Origin of the sequence: Ruminococcus sp. 1001713B170207_170306_F1 (assembly GCF_015668065.1) — a bacterium.
In the GTDB taxonomy this organism is placed as follows: domain Bacteria; phylum Bacillota; class Clostridia; order Lachnospirales; family Lachnospiraceae; genus Blautia_A; species Blautia_A faecis.
In genome coordinates, this window is the sequence record NZ_JADPEX010000007.1 from 42,210 (window position 1) to 58,863 (window position 16,654).

The window sequence follows — 16,654 nt, forward strand, 5'->3', positions numbered from 1 at the left end:
ATCTAAGAGAACAGGATTTTGCTAAAAGCGAAGACATGAGAGGCCAAACTCGCTCCTTCGGAGCTCAGACAGTGTCCTCTCATGTCTTCAACGCAAAATCCTGTCCTCTAAGATTTTCTCGGAACCTCCGCAAAGCCCTCAGACCAGGTACGCCACATCCACGCACGTCGCAGGCGGAAGGGAAAGCGAAAATTTGACAAACTTACACTCTCCACCCCGCTGGATACTTATTTTTCAATGTCCCATTCACAAGTTTTCCAAACCCAAGGGGATACCCTTCCACACAAAGCAAATGCCATCCTTTAGAATGAGCAGCCTCCTCAGGCTCAATTGTAAGAGTTTCCCCTTTCAGATACCGCTCCAGTCTTGGATCATCCACAGAAAGGGAAATCACAGCTTCAGCTTCATTTTTCCGGAAAGCCAGTGCAAGCGGCTGAGCCGGTTCAAACCGGTTTTTCTTCAGATCTCCCAGATAAAGTCCGTTCCGAATAAACGTAAGTCCTCTGAAATTATAGGAAACAGACGGCAGATAATAAACTTTATCTGCCCGGACCTCCACCCGGTTCCAGTCAAACTCCTGGCCATCTAAAGTTTTCAACCCGATTTCTCTGAAAAATTCTTCCATATACTTCCGGACATCTGCAGCCAGACGACTGGTCTTAGAAGTACCAGCGGAAGGTCCAGCCGTTCCCTCCTTTTGCAAGAGGGCTAGAAAATGCCCCTCCCCCTGCATCTTATGGGGAAAAATGCGCACACATTTTTTCAGTTGTGGATTCCCATCTCCCCATTCAGGATTTCCGGTGGAAAAGCCCTCATAATCCTCCATGGAAATCAGAGACAGCTCCGGCCTTTCCCTGAGAAGCCAGGAAATGATCTGCTCATCCTCACAAGGTGCAAAGGTACAAGTAGAATAAAGCATCTGTCCTCCCGGCTGCAGCATGTCTGCCGCATTCAGACAAAGCTGTTTCTGAATTCTGGAAAGCTCCTCAGACTTCTCAGGAGTCCAGTCCCTGGCAAGAGCTTCCTCCTTACGGAACATCCCCTCCCCGGAACAAGGTGCATCCAGAATGATCTTATGGAAAAATTCTGGAAAATTTTTTACCATTTTTTCAGGTTTTTCATTGGCAACAAAAAGATTGGGAATCCCAAACAGTTCCAGGTTTCGAAGCAGTGCTCTTGCCCTGGTAGTGCTGATATCATTTGCAACCAGAAGTCCTTCACCCTTTAGGGCGGAACCAACTGCAGTTGCTTTTCCTCCAGGAGCTGCACACATATCCAGCACATATTCTCCTGGCTCCACCGGAATACGGGAAGCGGGGGTCATGGCACTTGGTTCCTGAAGATAATAAAGTCCGGCCTGATAAAGAGCACACCGGGATGGCCTTACATCCTCATTGTAAAAATAACCATTCGAAACCCATGGGATTTTTTTTACTTCAAAGGGCACAATCTGTTCAAACTCCTCACAGGAAATCTTTGCCGTGTTTACCCGGAGCCCATAAGTACGCGGCTGTTCATAAGCTGCCAGAAAAGGTTCAAAATCATCCCCAAGCATATCCTCCATCCGATGAAGAAAAGCCTGAGGCAGAGCTGATAATTTATCTGAATCCATAGAAAAATCTCCTTAGTACTGAAATAGAATTAGATATGAAAAAAATGTCTGCAAAAAATCTCACGCAAACTGTGAAACACATCTTGCAGAAAGCATTTTTTAAACACATTTTAGTATAGCGGAAGAAAAAGAACAAGTCAAACATAAGCAAAAGAATCCATTGGAATTTCCTGGTTTTTCCACTATAATTAAATATAGAATAATCATTAGAGCGTGTTTGAAAAATTATTCCTACAAATCATACTCCGGAAACGGTGTAAACAGCAATATACTTATAAAACAAGAGAGTGAGGGTATGAAATGCCAAAAGAAAAAATCAGCCTGAATTCCATTTACATATCAGACCGTTTACAAAAATCCCTGCAGCCTGTTTCCAACAGCGCACTGACTGCCATAACAGCCCCTATGGGATATGGGAAGACAACCGCCGTAAACTGGTATCTGTCCAGACTGGCGAAAGACAGTCAGGCTTTGCTGATCCGGATCAGTATTTACTCCCAAAACCTTTCCATCTTCTGGAAAAGTGTGCAAAATGCATTTTCCTTCGCAGGTCTTAACTTTCTGGAAAACTACGATTGCCCGGAAGATGAAGCTTCCGCTGGATTCTTGACGGAAATTCTATGCTATCAACTGGAAAAATGTGAAAATTGTTATATTTTTATAGATGACTTTCATCTGTTAAAAGATGACCGGGCGGCCACTTTCCTGTGCAGAATGGCAGGGAGGATTCCGGAAAATGTGCATCTGATCGTAGCAAGCCGAAATCATTTTATCAGTGATGACTGGATTGTAAGGCTTGGAGGAAGACTTCACCGGATAGAAATAGACGATCTGCGTCTGAACTCTGGGGAGCTATCAGCCTATATCCGCCGCTGCGGAACCAGCATGACAGCCAGCCAGCTTGAGCAGCTTCTGAAATCCAGCGAAGGATGGTTCGCAGCTGTTTACCTGAATTTGTGTTCTTTTTCAAAATCAGGAGAATTGCCAGGAAAAACATCTGACATTTACCAGATGTTTTCCGCTTCCATGCTGAATCCTTTGCCAGAAGACAGAAAAGAATTTTTAAGTGCCATGGGGCTTGCAGATGAATTCACGGAAGAGATGGCAGAATTTATTACAAAAAGAGAAGACGTACACCAGATTCTGAAAATGCTCACCAGGCAGAATGCTTTTGTCACCTGCCTGAATGACGGGCAGACTTACCGCTTTCACCATATGATGAAAGAGTGCGCGTTTCGTGCGTTCAGAACACTGGATGATTCCAGACAGGCTTTCTATTATGAAAGATATGGTGCATGGTATGAAAAACATGGTGCCTATATCCATGCCCTGTCAGCATACCGGCGAAATCAGAATTTTGCAGCTATTCTCCGGGTGGTGCAAAAAGATGCCGGAATCTTACTTGCTTCTCTAAAACCGGAAGAGGTTCTGGAAGTTTTGAACAGATGTCCGGTTTCCGTTTTAAAAGAATATCCGCTTGCAATTCTGGTTCTTATGAGATGCATGTTTAACTGGAAAAATATTCCCAAAATGCTGGAATTGAAAGAACTTCTTCTGGCATCCATCAGAGAACATCCAAAGCTGTCTGAGGAAGAGAAAGGAAATCTTCTGGGCGAATGCGACCTGATCCAGAGCTTTCTTATGTACAATGATATTTCGAGAATGAGTCAGTTTCACCGCAGTGCCAGCGAGAAGATGACAAGACCTGCCATCAGTATCCGAAGTGACGGAGGCTGGACGTTTGGCTCCCCATCTGTACTTATGATGTTTTACAGGAAAAGCGGAGACCTTGACAAAGAGCTGGAAGAGATGAACCAGTGTATGCCTCATTATTACAAGATCACAAACGGACACGGACAGGGTGCAGAAACGATTATGAGCGCAGAGGCTCACTTTATGCGTGGAAATTTTGTTGATGCCCATATAGCATTGGAAAAGGCTTATACCCAGATTCAGGGAAACGGGCAGGAGAGCATTGCACTTTGCTGCGATTTTCTGGCACAAAGGCTGTCTATCTGTATGGACATAAAAATGAGAAATACATTTGAAGAACGTCGAAAAGAACTGCTGCAGGGGCATAATACTACCTGGGTCAATATTTTTGACAGCACTTGCGCCTATTACTATGCAGTTACCGGACAAACGGAGCGGATTCCGGCTCTCTTTGGAGCGCATATGCTTTCTACGGTGAATTTTCTGGCACCTGGGAGACCGATGATGGAAATGATCGAGAATCAGGTTTATCTTGCCCAGGGAGAATATTCGAAGGTGATCGGAAGAAGCGAATCCATTCTTGCCATGTGTCAGGCTCTTCACTACGATCTGGTAGCGCTTCATGTGCAGATCCAGCTTCTTGCGGCCAACTGGAAGCTGGGAAAAACAGAACAGGCGCTTGAACTTTTGAGAGGATCACTTTCCCAGGCTTTTCCAGATGGAATCCTTATGCCATTTGTGGAGAATTATCCATACATAGAGGAGCTTTTGAAGGGAAGCTTTTTCGGAATCAATGAAAATTTTCTTTTCAGGATCACCAGAATGGGGAAAGAATGGGAAATGCGGTGCGATCAGTTAAAAAAAGAGGAGGCGTATCCGCCGGTCTTTAAAGTACTGTCAGATCGTGAGCTGGAGATTACGGAGCTTATGGCGAAGCATATGAGCAACAAAGAAATCGCCCAGAGTCTGTTTTTATCCGAGGGAACTGTGAAGCAGTACATCAATCAGATTTATTCCAAATTACAGATTCCCGGGGATGTCCGGGTGAAGCGCAAGTATCTTTTGGAGATGATGGAAGGGAAAAGCTAACTGGAAGTTAATACTATTTTTGTCAGAGAAAACGTATAGTAAAGGTACAACATATTTCGACAGGAGGAAAATGGTATGAAGAGAAAAATAGTTACAGCGGTCATCGCGTTTATTTTATGTGCAGCAGTTGTTCCCACAGCTGGTATTTACAGCGTAATGGCAGAAAACGAGGATACGCTTCAGGTAGAGGACGGAGCTGACTATGCAGCACTTTCCGGTGTATGGAAAAATGAAGATGCACAGGCTGATGAAACTCTTACCTTAAGTGCAGACGGATTGTTTGTATATCACACCGGAGAAGGCGATGATGTTCAGGGATATCTGGAATATGTGGATGAATACAACGACGGAAATGGCAGATATGACATGTACAATCGCATGGGCATGTGGCTGGAGGGATTTTATCTGGACTCCGCGGATACTCTTCATATGGGAAATGACGGAGCTGCGGTTTTTACCAGAGCAGAGGAAGATCAGGCAGAAGAGAATTCGGAAGGTCAGACTGAAAACGAAGACAGCGTGGAAAAGAAAAGCTATGTCCTCATGTCAAATAAACGCTATACAGGACTGCGCCCTCTTTATAACAATTCCAGTTGGGAAGGAGGGTATTTCTATTCCGATATGACAGAGGACTGTATGACGGTGATCGTCAACTGCAGTGCTTTAAATGACAATGAATTCACCGGTACCCCGGAGGAATATATGGAACAGTTTGCAGGCTTTGTAAGTGAATCGGAAATAAAGGATTTCACAGCAGTACAGAACCAGGAATATACAGAGAAATTCACTTATCCGGCATATGAACTGGAATTTACCACCGGAGCAAATGAAGATACCTGCAAATGGAAAATGCTGTATTTCCAGACGGATACCAATACCTTTGCTTATGCTTACAGAGTTTCAGCGGATTTTGCTGAGGAGATGGAGGAGGAATACCGGGATGCCATTTCTTCTCTGGAACTGACGGAGCTTGAGGGCGTTGAAAATACAGGAACCACTCTCACTCAAGGGGAAGATTATGACCCAAGTGCCGAAGGTGAGAGCCTGGAAATGTTTATCTCTTATTTTGACAGCTGGTACCAGTATGGAGATTTAAATGCCATGAATATCCGGATTTATGGAGAAGGAACCTGGGAAATCTACAACAGCCTGAATAGTGATAAAACAGGGGGATATTTTTTTGACAGCGGTACTTTTACCACACTTGGCACAACTGCCTTGAAACTGGTCAATGACAGCGGAATCTATGTGGCAGATGTTACTTTGGATGGAGATGGCGATCTGATGCTCAGTCCTGTGATTTCCGGATATGGAAATATTTATGCAGGTGCAGCTTTTTTGCGAGAGTCCGATTCTATCGCCTATGAAGCCCAGACAGCTGACGATGGTGAAGGATACGGAGACTACATTCCTGATGAAGATTATGTAGAGGAAAGTGATCCGGGAGATACTTATTACTGGTATGATGGGGGAGGAAATGTAATGTACTTTGATGGTTCCGACAGCTATTATATAGGACCGGATGACGTGTTCTATATTGATGAGGCAGGAAGGCTGATGGAATACTGATAAGCAGGTAAAACTAGTACATCGTTTCGTAAATAACTATACCAATCGCGTAGGATGGGGATTCGAGTGTGCAGATTGCAGAAAGCCTTTTTCAAACACGCTCTGGGACGTGGACAAAAAGAATTTCCTGAAAAATATATGACAAATTTTGCAAGCTGAATACCTATGTGTATTTAGGCTTGTTTATTATTTACTGTTTTAAGATCATAGGGGATTTCATAAGCTTTCATTTTGTGATAAACTATGTGATAAAACTAAACAAGCTTCGTGTTTTGAGCAGCGGAGATTTCATTTTGACAAAGATATGGGCAGGAGCTATCAAGGATGCAGATATGGAAAGATATCTTGAGATAAGGATCACAGAGTCTGGAAAAGTAGGAGAGGTTTTGCGGGCTGAGGCAGGGCTTACAAAGAGGCAGATCAGTCAGGCAAAGTTCAGGCCGGGAGGTATCCTTAAAAATGGAAAACAGTGCCGTGTAACGGAAATAGCAGTGCCTGGTGATCGGCTTCAGGTATGTCTGGAAGCGAAAGGGATTGATTCAAAGCAACTGGTGTGTCCAGATACAAGTAGTTTCATAGAACGAGGAAAAAAACAATTATTGGATTTCGAAAGACAAGAGCTGGAAGACGGATTAAAACCCCAGAAACTTCAGATCCTTTATGAAGACCAGGATTTACTTGTAGTAAACAAGCCGGCTGGTATGGTGACGCACCCATCCGGAAGCCATTATCAGGACAGCATTTCTAACCTGCTTGCAGCCTATTTTCGTGAAAAAAATGAGACAACACGCATTCGGTCCATTGGACGTCTGGATAAAGAGACCTCCGGGATTTTACTTTTTGCCAGAAACCAGGTGGCGGCAGCCAGATTGCAGAAGCAGAGGGAAGAAGGAAAGCTGCAGAAGAAATATCTGGCGCTTGCAGAAGGAGATTTATCAGAAGCAAATGATTCTGTATTCTGGAAAGAAATTGCTATACCACTTGCCCCGGATCCGGAAAATCCCATGAAAATGACAATTTCTCCAGATGGACTGTTGCCAGGAAGCAGGAATGCAGTTACGTATTATAAGAACATAAAAAGTTTCGGCAATGTGACTCTTGTTGAGCTTCAGCTGGAAACCGGACGAACCCATCAGATCCGGGTTCACATGTCAGGGATAGGTCACCCTCTTCTGGGAGATACGATGTATAATCCTAGAGTGTGTTTGAAAATGAGTAACAGCAAAGAAAAAAAGAATACGGAAGGCAGAATTAATAATAGGAATGACTGCTTCAAAAGAGCTGCGCTCCATGCCTGGAAGCTGACTTTTTGTCACCCATTTACAGATGAAATAATCACTCTGGAAGCTCCCCTTCCAGATGATTTCTGCCGCTTTTTGAATGCAAACGAGGAGGAAAAAACATGACAGAAACACAGCAAACCATAAATAATGTTATCGCAAAAATGATCGCATATTCCGATGGAAACAAGCATGATATTGCCCATTTCCTGAAGGTATATACATATGCCAGAATGATTGGCGAGATGGAAAATTTAACCGAAAGAAAGCAGGAAATTCTGGAAATCGCAGCCGTGATCCACGACATTGCCTGCCCTGTATGCCGCGTAAAATATGGTAATACAAACGGCTCCAACCAGGAAAAAGAAAGTCCTGAGCTGGTAGAAAATTTCCTCAAGGATGTGGAAATTGATGATGAAATGAAAGAGAGAATCAACTATCTGGTTAGCCATCACCACACCTATACAAACGTAGACGGACTGGATTACCGCATTCTTCTGGAAGCTGATTTTCTTGTAAATGCAGATGAAAGTGAAATGTCTGAGAATGCTGTTGAAACAGCCAGAGAGCGCGTATTTGAGACCAATACAGGCAAAAAATTACTCACAAGTATCTATAAATTGCCTGCCAGGTAAAGCAATAGAAGGCGTTGAAAAAGAAAAAAGAGTGGTTAATTTCTGCAATATTAAACCTGGAAATTCAATCTATGGAACCGCTTATTTCCGGGGAATTGAGCTTGTAGTGAAGGATAAAAAAGGCTTTCACCTGTGACGGAGAAATTGATCAGTTATTTGAAGTGAAAGAAAATATGTTGAAATATTGGCGTGGCATTGGCCGCGCCCTTTTTTGTAAATGATGGGAATATAGAAATTTGTTTTCAAAAATAGTATTGACAAAACTATATTATATATCATATAGTATTGCTAATTAAACAATATTGATGGACTATATAATATGATTGGAGTGATCAGATGGTATTTAACACAGGAGCTGCACTTCTGGACGCTATTGTCCTGGCGGTTGTGTCCAAGGAGCCGGAAGGTACTTACGGATACAAGATCACCCAGGATGTACGCGGAGTTCTGGATATTTCAGAATCCACACTTTATCCAGTGCTGCGCCGTCTGCAGAAGGATGACTGCCTGGAAGTCTACGATCAGGCATATGCCGGACGAAATCGCAGATATTATAAACTGACGGAGAAAGGGCAGGCACAGCTGAATTTGTACAAGATCGAGTGGAAGAATTATTCCACCAAGATAGGCAGTATGTTTGAGGACGCTGGCAGAAATGCGGACAGCGGCCACATGAGGGAGGAGAATTAACAGGTATGGACAGAGCGCAGTTTATGAAACAGCTAGAGAGGCTGCTGTCTGATATTTCGGAAGCAGAAAAGCAGGAGGCGCTGGCTTACTACAACAGTTATTTTGACGAAGCCGGTCCTGAGAATGAGGCTTCCGTGATCAGAGAGCTTGGAAGCCCCGGAAAAGTGGCTGCCATAATAAAGGCAGACCTTGACGAAAGCAATGAGGAATATGCACAGTATACAGAGAATGGATATGAGGACTTGCGGGAAAACAAGGCTTCTTATATGCCGGAGATTCACCAAAGAGATGGGGAACATGCAGGAAAAACAGATCGTACCCACAGGGGATATCGCCCGAAAGAGAAGGGAAGCAACAGCAGATTTATCCTGATCCTAATTGCCCTGGTATTTCTTTCCCCATTTATCATTACAGCAGCCAGTGGCGTATTCAGTATTTTACTGGTGGTGATCTTGTTTCCATTTTTGGCGATTTTTGTATCCGGAGTTGTGGCGTTCTCATTTATCGTAGCAGCTTGCGCCTGCATGAGTGTGGGAGTTGGAACTTTGGTTACCAATACTGCTGTGGGACTAATGGTAATGGGAATCGGCTGTCTTTTGTTTGCATCAGGAATTCTGTTCTGCATTTTAACAGGATGGCTGGGCTCCACAATTTTCCCATGGATCCTTCGCAAGGTGACAGACTTTTTCCAGAAAATCGTGTATCGGAATAAGAAGGAGGAGCAGGCATGAAAAAAGGAACAAAGGGAATGCTGATTGCAGCAGGTGCTTTCGCAGTGGCAGGAATTGGTTTATGTATCGGTGGAATTTCTGTAGCAGCAGTGGAAACAGGCGGAAATGTGTTTGATCAGGCTGGACAGCTGCTTCAGGATAATGATTATCCGCTGGCTGGTCTGATCCATTTGGGAAACGCCCAATATCATTCTTCTGACATAGATTGGGATGCTTTAGATGGAAATACTGTGGATATGGATTTTGCCAGTGATCTGGAAATCAGTTTGAAGTATGATGAGCTCCTTATCCAGGAATACGATGGTGACAAGATTCGGGTAAATGTGGCAAATGATGCGAAGAACGATGTGGTCGTTAAGGAAACTTCCGGGAAAATCACGATTACAGATACCCGCAGTGGCAATGTAAAAAAGAAGAAACAGATAAAAGTCAGTATTCCTTCAGTGAAAGAATTTGATACGGTAAGCCTGGGTGTTGACATGGGAACCATTGATCTGGAGTGCGATTTAAAAGTACAGGAGCTTTCGGTGGAAGTTGGTGCCGGAGAATTTTGCGGTTATGGAAATATCACAGCAGCGAATTGTGATCTTCAGGTTGGCGCCGGAACCATCGACATTGATCAGATTGATGTTCAGAAACTGAATGCGGACTGCGGTGCTGGTGAAATTGACATGGTAGTAACTGGAAAAGAGAAGGACTATAATTACGATCTTTCCTGTGGTATGGGTGAGATTAATTTGGAGGATTCTGAGTACAGTGGAATTGGCATTGAGAAAACCATTTCCAATGAAGGTGCCCAAAAAGATATGGTGCTGGAATGCGGAATGGGCGAGATTGATGTGGAGTTTACTGGGGAAAAATAAAATCTTGCAGAACGCTTTTTTCAGACACGCTCTGGTGTAAAGTTATGTAATAAATAAAAAAATAAGACAGAAATGTCAGATCGGAGGAATCAATTATGAGCAATAAGCGTTTATACAAATCAACTGTAAACTGTATGCTGTGTGGTGTGTGCGGCGGAATTGCCGAGTATTTCGATATTGACCCAACCCTGGTCCGCCTGGCCTGGGTAATCCTGACCTGCTTCGGCGGCGCAGGAATCTGGGCATATATTATTGCAGCGATTATTATTCCGAAAGCATAAGAAGAATTGCACAAGATCCACTGCCTGCGAAAACTTAGCTGCAAGGGGCCCCGAGCTGCTTAGTTGTAGTTGACAGTCAGCTTGGCAGAATATTGCGACGGTTCGCGTGGAATATGCCATGTCAAATTGCATCCACTTTGAATAAATATATTATATTTTGTCCATACTCCCTATATACATCCAAACACTGTAAAAAGGAGCATAGACATATGAACAAAGACAAAGAAGTAGAAGCTTACAAATCCGGAAATCTTACCCCTGAAGAACAGACAAAATATGAAATTGCTCAGGAACTTGGCATTCTGGATAAAGTCTTAGAAGGGGGCTGGAAAAGCCTCTCCGCCAAAGAAACGGGCCGGATCGGTGGCATAATGGCGCGAAAGAAACCGAAAAAATAATAGTATATTATTTGCCCCTGCAACTTGCCATCAGGCTAGAGCGTGTTTGAAAAAGGCTCTAGGAGGGGCGGGAAAATGGGGGACGCGTAAGCGTCTCCTTTTCAGAAAAAATGGAGGAAAATTATGCGTATCCTGATAGCAGAAGACGAGGTAGAAATTGCCCGGGCACTGAAGGTTTTGCTGGAAAAAAACAAGTCCTGCAGGACAGTTTGAGAGAAAATATTCAAACTGTCCTTTTAAAATATATAAAAATTGGATATTTATAACGGTACAGTATTCCTGTATGCTTTCAGACAAATAAAAGGCAGTTGAAGAAATGGAAATCTGTTAAAACAGTGCCCCACAATTTTTCTGCACAATACATACAGGAGGAAATCAAAATGAGCCAGGAAAGATATGCATTAAATAAACAGCTTGCACAGATGTTAAAAGGTGGAGTGATCATGGACGTTACCACTCCGGAACAGGCAAAAATCGCAGAGGAGGCAGGTGCCTGTGCGGTTATGGCGCTGGAGAGGATTCCGGCAGATATTCGTGCAGCAGGCGGTGTTTCCAGGATGAGCGACCCCAAAATGATCAAAGGAATCCAGGAGGCAGTCTCCATTCCGGTTATGGCGAAATGTCGTATCGGACATTTTGTAGAAGCGCAGATTCTGGAAGCAATTGAGATTGATTATATTGATGAGAGCGAGGTGCTTTCCCCGGCAGATGATGTTTACCATATTGACAAGCGTCAGTTTAAAGTGCCATTTGTATGCGGAGCCAAAGATTTAGGGGAAGCTTTAAGGCGAATCGCAGAAGGTGCTTCCATGATTCGTACAAAAGGCGAACCAGGAACCGGCGATGTGGTACAGGCGGTGCGCCACATGCGCATGATGAACAGCGAAATCGGGAAAGTGGTTTCCATGCGTGAGGATGAGCTTTTTGAAGAAGCAAAGAATCTGCGTGTGCCATATGAGCTGGTTGAGTATGTGCACAAAAACGGCAGACTTCCGGTGGTGAACTTTGCAGCAGGCGGTGTTGCGACTCCTGCAGATGCGGCTCTTATGATGCAGCTTGGCGCAGAAGGTGTGTTTGTGGGCTCTGGTATTTTCAAATCCGGTGATCCAAAGAAGCGTGCAGCAGCTATTGTAAAAGCGGTCACTAACTATCAGGATTCCAAAATGCTTGCAGAGCTTTCCGAAGACCTTGGTGAAGCTATGGTCGGAATCAATGAGCAGGAAATCCAGCTTCTGATGGCAGAGAGGGGCAAATAAGATGAAAATCGGAATCCTTGCTGTGCAGGGAGCTTTTGCAGAACATAAGAGCAAATTGGAAAAACTGGGTGCTCGGTGCGTGGAACTGCGAAAAAAAGAAGACCTGGATGGAGACTTTGAAGGACTGGTTTTGCCAGGCGGTGAGAGTACGGTACAGGGAAAACTCCTTCGGGAGCTGGAAATGTTTGAGCCTTTGAAAGAGAAAATCCAGGCTGGAATGCCAGTGCTTGCCACTTGTGCGGGGGTGATCCTTCTGGCTGACCACCTCTCTAATGACGGGCATGTGTATTTCGGAACCATGCCTGTGACAGTAAAAAGAAATGCCTACGGCAGACAGCTTGGCAGTTTTCACACCATCAGGGAAATGAAAGGAATCGGTCAGGTTCCCATGACATTCATTCGTGCCCCTTATATTGAGAAATGCGGAGATGGCGCAGAAGTACTGGCTGAGGTGGATGGAAATATTGTAGCTGTAAAGTATAAAGAGCAGTATGGACTGGCATTTCATCCGGAACTGGATGAGGATGACAGGATACATGAGGCGTTTCTGAATAGTGTAAAGAAATATGCAAAGAAAAATTCCCCAAATACCTGGTTATAGAATGAACCTATAACCAGATATTATTTTTACATATTAGACAGATAATCCCCAGTATGTTACTATGCATTCATCAACAAAAACAAAGCAACAGCAAAGAAAAACATCAAAAACAATAACAAAACTAACATTAACAAAAAATGATGAAAAATAGTAAACATACGGAGGAAAGAAAAATGGCAGATATCAGAGATTCTAAAAACTGGGGATTTGAAACAAAACAGTTACATATTGGACAGGAGAAAGCAGATCCAGTAACAGATGCAAGAGCTGTTCCAATCTACGCTTCTACATCTTATGTATTCCATAACTCACAGCATGCAGCTGACCGTTTCGGACTTCGCGATGCCGGAAATATTTATGGAAGACTTACCAACCCTACAGAGGATGTTTTCGAGCAGAGAATTGCTGCTCTTGAAGGTGGAGTTGCAGCGCTTGCAGTTGCTTCCGGTGCAGCAGCTATCAATTATACATTCCAGGCACTTGCAAAAACAGGTGAGCACATTGTAGCTTCCAAGACCATCTACGGCGGAACATACAACCTTCTGGCACATACTCTTCCGCAGACCAGCGGCATCACCGCAACATTTGTAGATCCGGATGCAGAAGGCTCTTTCGAAGCTGCAATCCAGGAAAACACAAAAGCAATCTTTATTGAGACCCTTGGAAATCCGAACTCCAACCTGATTGATATTGAAGAAGTTGCAAAAATTGCGCACAAACATAACATTCCTCTTGTAGTTGATTCTACATTTGCAACTCCTTACCTGGTTCGCCCGATTGAGTATGGTGCAGATATCGTCGTTCATTCCGCAACCAAATTCATCGGAGGCCATGGAACTGCAATCGGTGGCGTGATCGTAGACAGCGGCAACTTCGACTGGAAAGCATCCGGCAAATTCCCGTGGATTTCTGAGCCGAACCCAAGCTATCATGGAATTTCCTTTGCAGAGGCAACCGCTCCGGCAGCATTTGTAACTTATATTCGTGCAATCATCCTTCGTGACACAGGAGCTACCCTTTCTCCATTCCATGCATTTTTGTTCTTACAGGGACTGGAAACTCTTTCCTTAAGAGTGGAGCGTCACGTAAGCAACGCCCTGAAAATCGTAGATTACCTGTCTAAACATCCACAGGTAGAAGCTGTTCATCATCCATCACTGGAGAGTGAGCCAAGTCATTATCTTTATAAGAAATACCTTCCAAACGGCGGCGGTTCCATCTTTACATTTGAGATCAAGGGTGATGCACAGACCGCTCAGAAGTTTATTGATAACCTTGCAATCTTCTCATTGCTTGCAAATGTTGCAGATGTAAAATCCCTTGTGATCCATCCTGCAACAACCACACACAGCCAGTGCACAGAGGAAGAGCTTCTTGACCAGGGCATCAAACCAAACACAATCCGTCTTTCCATCGGTATTGAGAAAGTGGAAGACCTGATCGCGGCTCTGGACGCAGCATTCGAGGCAGTAAAGTAATTAAAAAATAAATTCATTTCTGTAAAAGGTACTGTATTTCCTGAAATGGGAGATATGGTACCTTTTTTAGGCTACAACAGTCGAATTCGGCAAAATATATTGCAAAGTGGGGCGTGCAGATTGCGGGAATGATTTTTCAGACAGGCTCTGGCGCCTGCGGAATGATTACAGATTATCATAAAAATGTTTGTATTATTTATTCTTCTTTTTATACTTTATTAACATTTTATGTGCAGAATTGTCAAAATCTGTAGACAGAATTGTGCAAAGTATGGTAAAATATTGACGTATTAGGGGAAAAGGGAAGGCAGTGATTTTGTGTGATAGATATCTCTAATCTTGACAGCCATATATTTGATGCTCTGTCTCAGACTTCAGATAATATGTACATTTATATAGCAGATCTGGAACGCGATTTTTCCAGATGGTCTAAGCCAAGTGTGGATTACTTCAATCTGCCGGGAGAATTTATAGAGAATACGGCGAAGGAATGGGTACAGCATATTCATCCTGCAGACCAGCATATTTTTCTGGAGGATATCGGCCGTATTTTTGAGGGGAAAAGCAACCGGCATAATTGTGAATACCGGGCTTTAAATAAATATGGGAAATATGTATGGGTAAGGTGCCAGGGAATTGTGGAGCGGAATGCGGATGGAAGCCTTGGCCTTTTTGTTGGCACGATGATGAATCTTGGTGTGAATGCCAAGTTTGACCAGCCCACTGGTTTATATACGTTTCATGAGCTGAAGAAGCAGCTTCCGGCATTTATCAGTCATGGAATGGAAGGTGCTGTTCTTCTTTTTGATGTGGACAGACTTCAGAGAATCAATGATATTCTTGGGTATCTGGTAGGAGATGAGGTTCTGCAGCGTCTGGGACAGAAATGTCAGAGCCTGGAAGGCGTTATTTCTTATCGGGGACCAGGAGGTAAATTCTATTGTATTACCACTGAGAAATCCGAGCATGCACTTGACCGGATCTACCAGGAAATGCAGAAGTTTTCAGTGGAAGTCCCCAGGGAGATGAATCTGGAGATCCAGTTGACGATTTCATGCGGAGTGGCCTTTTTTCCGCAGGATGCAGAGGATTTCGAGACTTTGCATGCAAATGTGGAATACGCCCTTGAGCAGGCGAAGAAAGTGGGACGTGGCAGCATTGCGCAGTTTTCCGGACAAATGCACAGAAAAACGGTGGAGAAATTCCGACTGCAGGAAGTGCTCCGTGAGTCTGTTGCCAATAATTGCAGAGGGTTTGCGCTGGTATACCAGCCTCTGGTGAACGGAGAGACTCAGGAGGTTTATGGTGCTGAGACTCTGATGCGTTTTTATCTGCCGGATGGAACGCTGGTTTCCCCAATGGAATTTATTCCGATCCTGGAGGAAGACGGAACCATCCGACAGGTGGGAGAGTGGCTTTTGAATAAGGCACTTGCCCAGGCGGCACTGTGGCGCATGGAGAATTCTGATTTTGTAATTTCCGTGAATGTTTCTTATATCCAGATACTTCAGGAAGGTTTCAAGGAAATGGTGACACGGATCGTGGAAGAATCCGGCACACCGGAGAAGCAGCTGATCCTGGAGCTTACAGAGAGCTGTAAGGTATCGGATCCCAACGGTCTTCGGGATGATTTTGAATATTTTAAAAATATGGGGATCAATATGGCACTGGATGATTTCGGCACGGAGTACTCTTCCATTGCATTGCTTCGCAAGCTGAAACCGCAGTGGATCAAGATTGATCATACTTTTGTCAGTTCCATTCAGGATGATGAGATGGATCAGGCGATTCTGGAATATATTATGAATCTGAGTAAGCAGACCAGAATAAAGGTTTGTGTGGAAGGTGTGGAGAATGAGGAAATCCTTTCCGTTGTCCAGACTTATAAGCCGGAATTGCTTCAGGGATACTATTATTCCAAACCCTGTCCAGCGGAGGAATTTTCGAAGAAATATTTCAATGGGAAAGATAAGACAGGCAGCTACGGTTGTCTGAAAAAATAATTCTGATAAGCGCTTTTTTATACGCTCTAAGGGAAATACTAGTACATCGTTTTCGAAATAACTATACCACTCACTTGTCTGTGAATCCGATTGCACAGGTATAAAAGCCTCGGCGTAGCCCGCTACGCCTACGTTTTTATACCTGCACACTCGAATCCACATCCTACGTGATTGGTATAGTTATTTACGAAGCGATGTACTAGTCTTTCGTCTATTGCAAGTGCCCCCGATACAGATCGGTATAGCTTTAAACTGTAATTTGATCATTACATTAAAGGGCAGACCTGCTATGGTTTAGATAAGCTGATCCTGAATAATAATTATGCAGACGCTACCAATATGAAAGAAGCTGTAGAGGACAGTTTTATGCTGCGCAATTATGGCACAGAAGATGGAAATGAAGCATTACAAAAAACAGAGTCAGGTGGTGTATAATAAGAAAAACGGAGTTGAAA

At 43.8% G+C, this 16,654-nt stretch carries 14 protein-coding genes; 13 read left to right on the forward strand and 1 reads right to left on the reverse strand.

Annotated elements, in window-relative coordinates; translation table 11 throughout:
* Positions 1 to 202 precede the first annotated feature (202 nt).
* Positions 203 to 1,612 (reverse strand): RsmB/NOP family class I SAM-dependent RNA methyltransferase, encoded by a 1,410-nt coding sequence (locus I4V84_RS06310; RefSeq protein WP_195991443.1) that lies wholly within the window; start codon positions 1,610 to 1,612, stop codon positions 203 to 205.
* Between the two features lie 300 nt (positions 1,613 to 1,912).
* Here I4V84_RS06310 and I4V84_RS20110 point away from each other — a divergent pair, with 300 nt between their 5' ends.
* The 13 genes from I4V84_RS20110 to I4V84_RS06380 all read left to right on the forward strand — a co-directional run bounded on the left by I4V84_RS20110 (position 1,913) and on the right by I4V84_RS06380 (position 16,199).
* Positions 1,913 to 4,414 carry a LuxR C-terminal-related transcriptional regulator gene (locus I4V84_RS20110; RefSeq protein WP_195991444.1) on the forward strand — a complete coding sequence of 834 codons (2,502 nt, stop codon included), beginning with the start codon at positions 1,913 to 1,915 and terminating at the stop codon, positions 4,412 to 4,414.
* 75 nt (positions 4,415 to 4,489) lie between these two features.
* On the forward strand, positions 4,490 to 5,983 hold the full coding sequence (locus I4V84_RS06320) for a hypothetical protein (protein WP_195991445.1): 1,494 nt from the start codon (positions 4,490 to 4,492) through the stop codon (positions 5,981 to 5,983).
* 293 nt (positions 5,984 to 6,276) lie between these two features.
* Complete coding sequence (locus I4V84_RS06325; RefSeq protein WP_243284040.1) at positions 6,277 to 7,389, forward strand: RluA family pseudouridine synthase; 1,113 nt, start codon at positions 6,277 to 6,279, stop codon at positions 7,387 to 7,389.
* Positions 7,386 to 7,898, forward strand: a complete 513-nt coding sequence (locus tag I4V84_RS06330) for an HD domain-containing protein (protein WP_173769585.1) — start codon at positions 7,386 to 7,388, stop codon at positions 7,896 to 7,898. Before I4V84_RS06325 ends, I4V84_RS06330 begins: the two co-directional genes overlap by 4 nt.
* A 336-nt stretch (positions 7,899 to 8,234) precedes the next feature.
* A complete protein-coding gene (locus I4V84_RS06335; RefSeq protein ID WP_173716380.1) occupies positions 8,235 to 8,588 on the forward strand; it encodes a PadR family transcriptional regulator in 354 nt (117 codons plus the stop codon).
* Between the two features lie 5 nt (positions 8,589 to 8,593).
* Positions 8,594 to 9,319: a DUF1700 domain-containing protein gene (locus I4V84_RS06340; protein ID WP_195991446.1), complete on the forward strand. Its 726-nt coding sequence runs from the start codon at positions 8,594 to 8,596 to the stop codon at positions 9,317 to 9,319.
* Complete coding sequence (locus I4V84_RS06345; protein WP_195991447.1) at positions 9,316 to 10,182, forward strand: DUF4097 family beta strand repeat-containing protein; 867 nt, start codon at positions 9,316 to 9,318, stop codon at positions 10,180 to 10,182. Before I4V84_RS06340 ends, I4V84_RS06345 begins: the two co-directional genes overlap by 4 nt.
* A 95-nt stretch (positions 10,183 to 10,277) precedes the next feature.
* Complete coding sequence (locus I4V84_RS06350) at positions 10,278 to 10,463, forward strand: PspC domain-containing protein (protein ID WP_021924744.1); 186 nt, start codon at positions 10,278 to 10,280, stop codon at positions 10,461 to 10,463.
* Between the two features lie 209 nt (positions 10,464 to 10,672).
* Complete coding sequence (locus I4V84_RS06355) at positions 10,673 to 10,861, forward strand: small, acid-soluble spore protein, alpha/beta type (RefSeq protein ID WP_118583262.1); 189 nt, start codon at positions 10,673 to 10,675, stop codon at positions 10,859 to 10,861.
* A 380-nt stretch (positions 10,862 to 11,241) separates the two neighbouring features.
* Positions 11,242 to 12,117: a pyridoxal 5'-phosphate synthase lyase subunit PdxS gene (pdxS, locus tag I4V84_RS06365; RefSeq protein ID WP_173735228.1), complete on the forward strand. Its 876-nt coding sequence runs from the start codon at positions 11,242 to 11,244 to the stop codon at positions 12,115 to 12,117.
* Position 12,118: 1 nt separating this feature from the next.
* Positions 12,119 to 12,718 carry a pyridoxal 5'-phosphate synthase glutaminase subunit PdxT gene (gene pdxT / locus I4V84_RS06370; RefSeq protein ID WP_195699874.1) on the forward strand — a complete coding sequence of 200 codons (600 nt, stop codon included), beginning with the start codon at positions 12,119 to 12,121 and terminating at the stop codon, positions 12,716 to 12,718.
* Between the two features lie 173 nt (positions 12,719 to 12,891).
* Positions 12,892 to 14,196 carry an O-acetylhomoserine aminocarboxypropyltransferase/cysteine synthase family protein gene (locus tag I4V84_RS06375; RefSeq protein WP_118583257.1) on the forward strand — a complete coding sequence of 435 codons (1,305 nt, stop codon included), beginning with the start codon at positions 12,892 to 12,894 and terminating at the stop codon, positions 14,194 to 14,196.
* A gap of 320 nt (positions 14,197 to 14,516) precedes the next feature.
* Positions 14,517 to 16,199 (forward strand): GGDEF and EAL domain-containing protein, encoded by a 1,683-nt coding sequence (locus I4V84_RS06380; RefSeq protein WP_195991448.1) that lies wholly within the window; start codon positions 14,517 to 14,519, stop codon positions 16,197 to 16,199.
* The last annotated feature ends 455 nt before the right edge of the window (positions 16,200 to 16,654 follow it).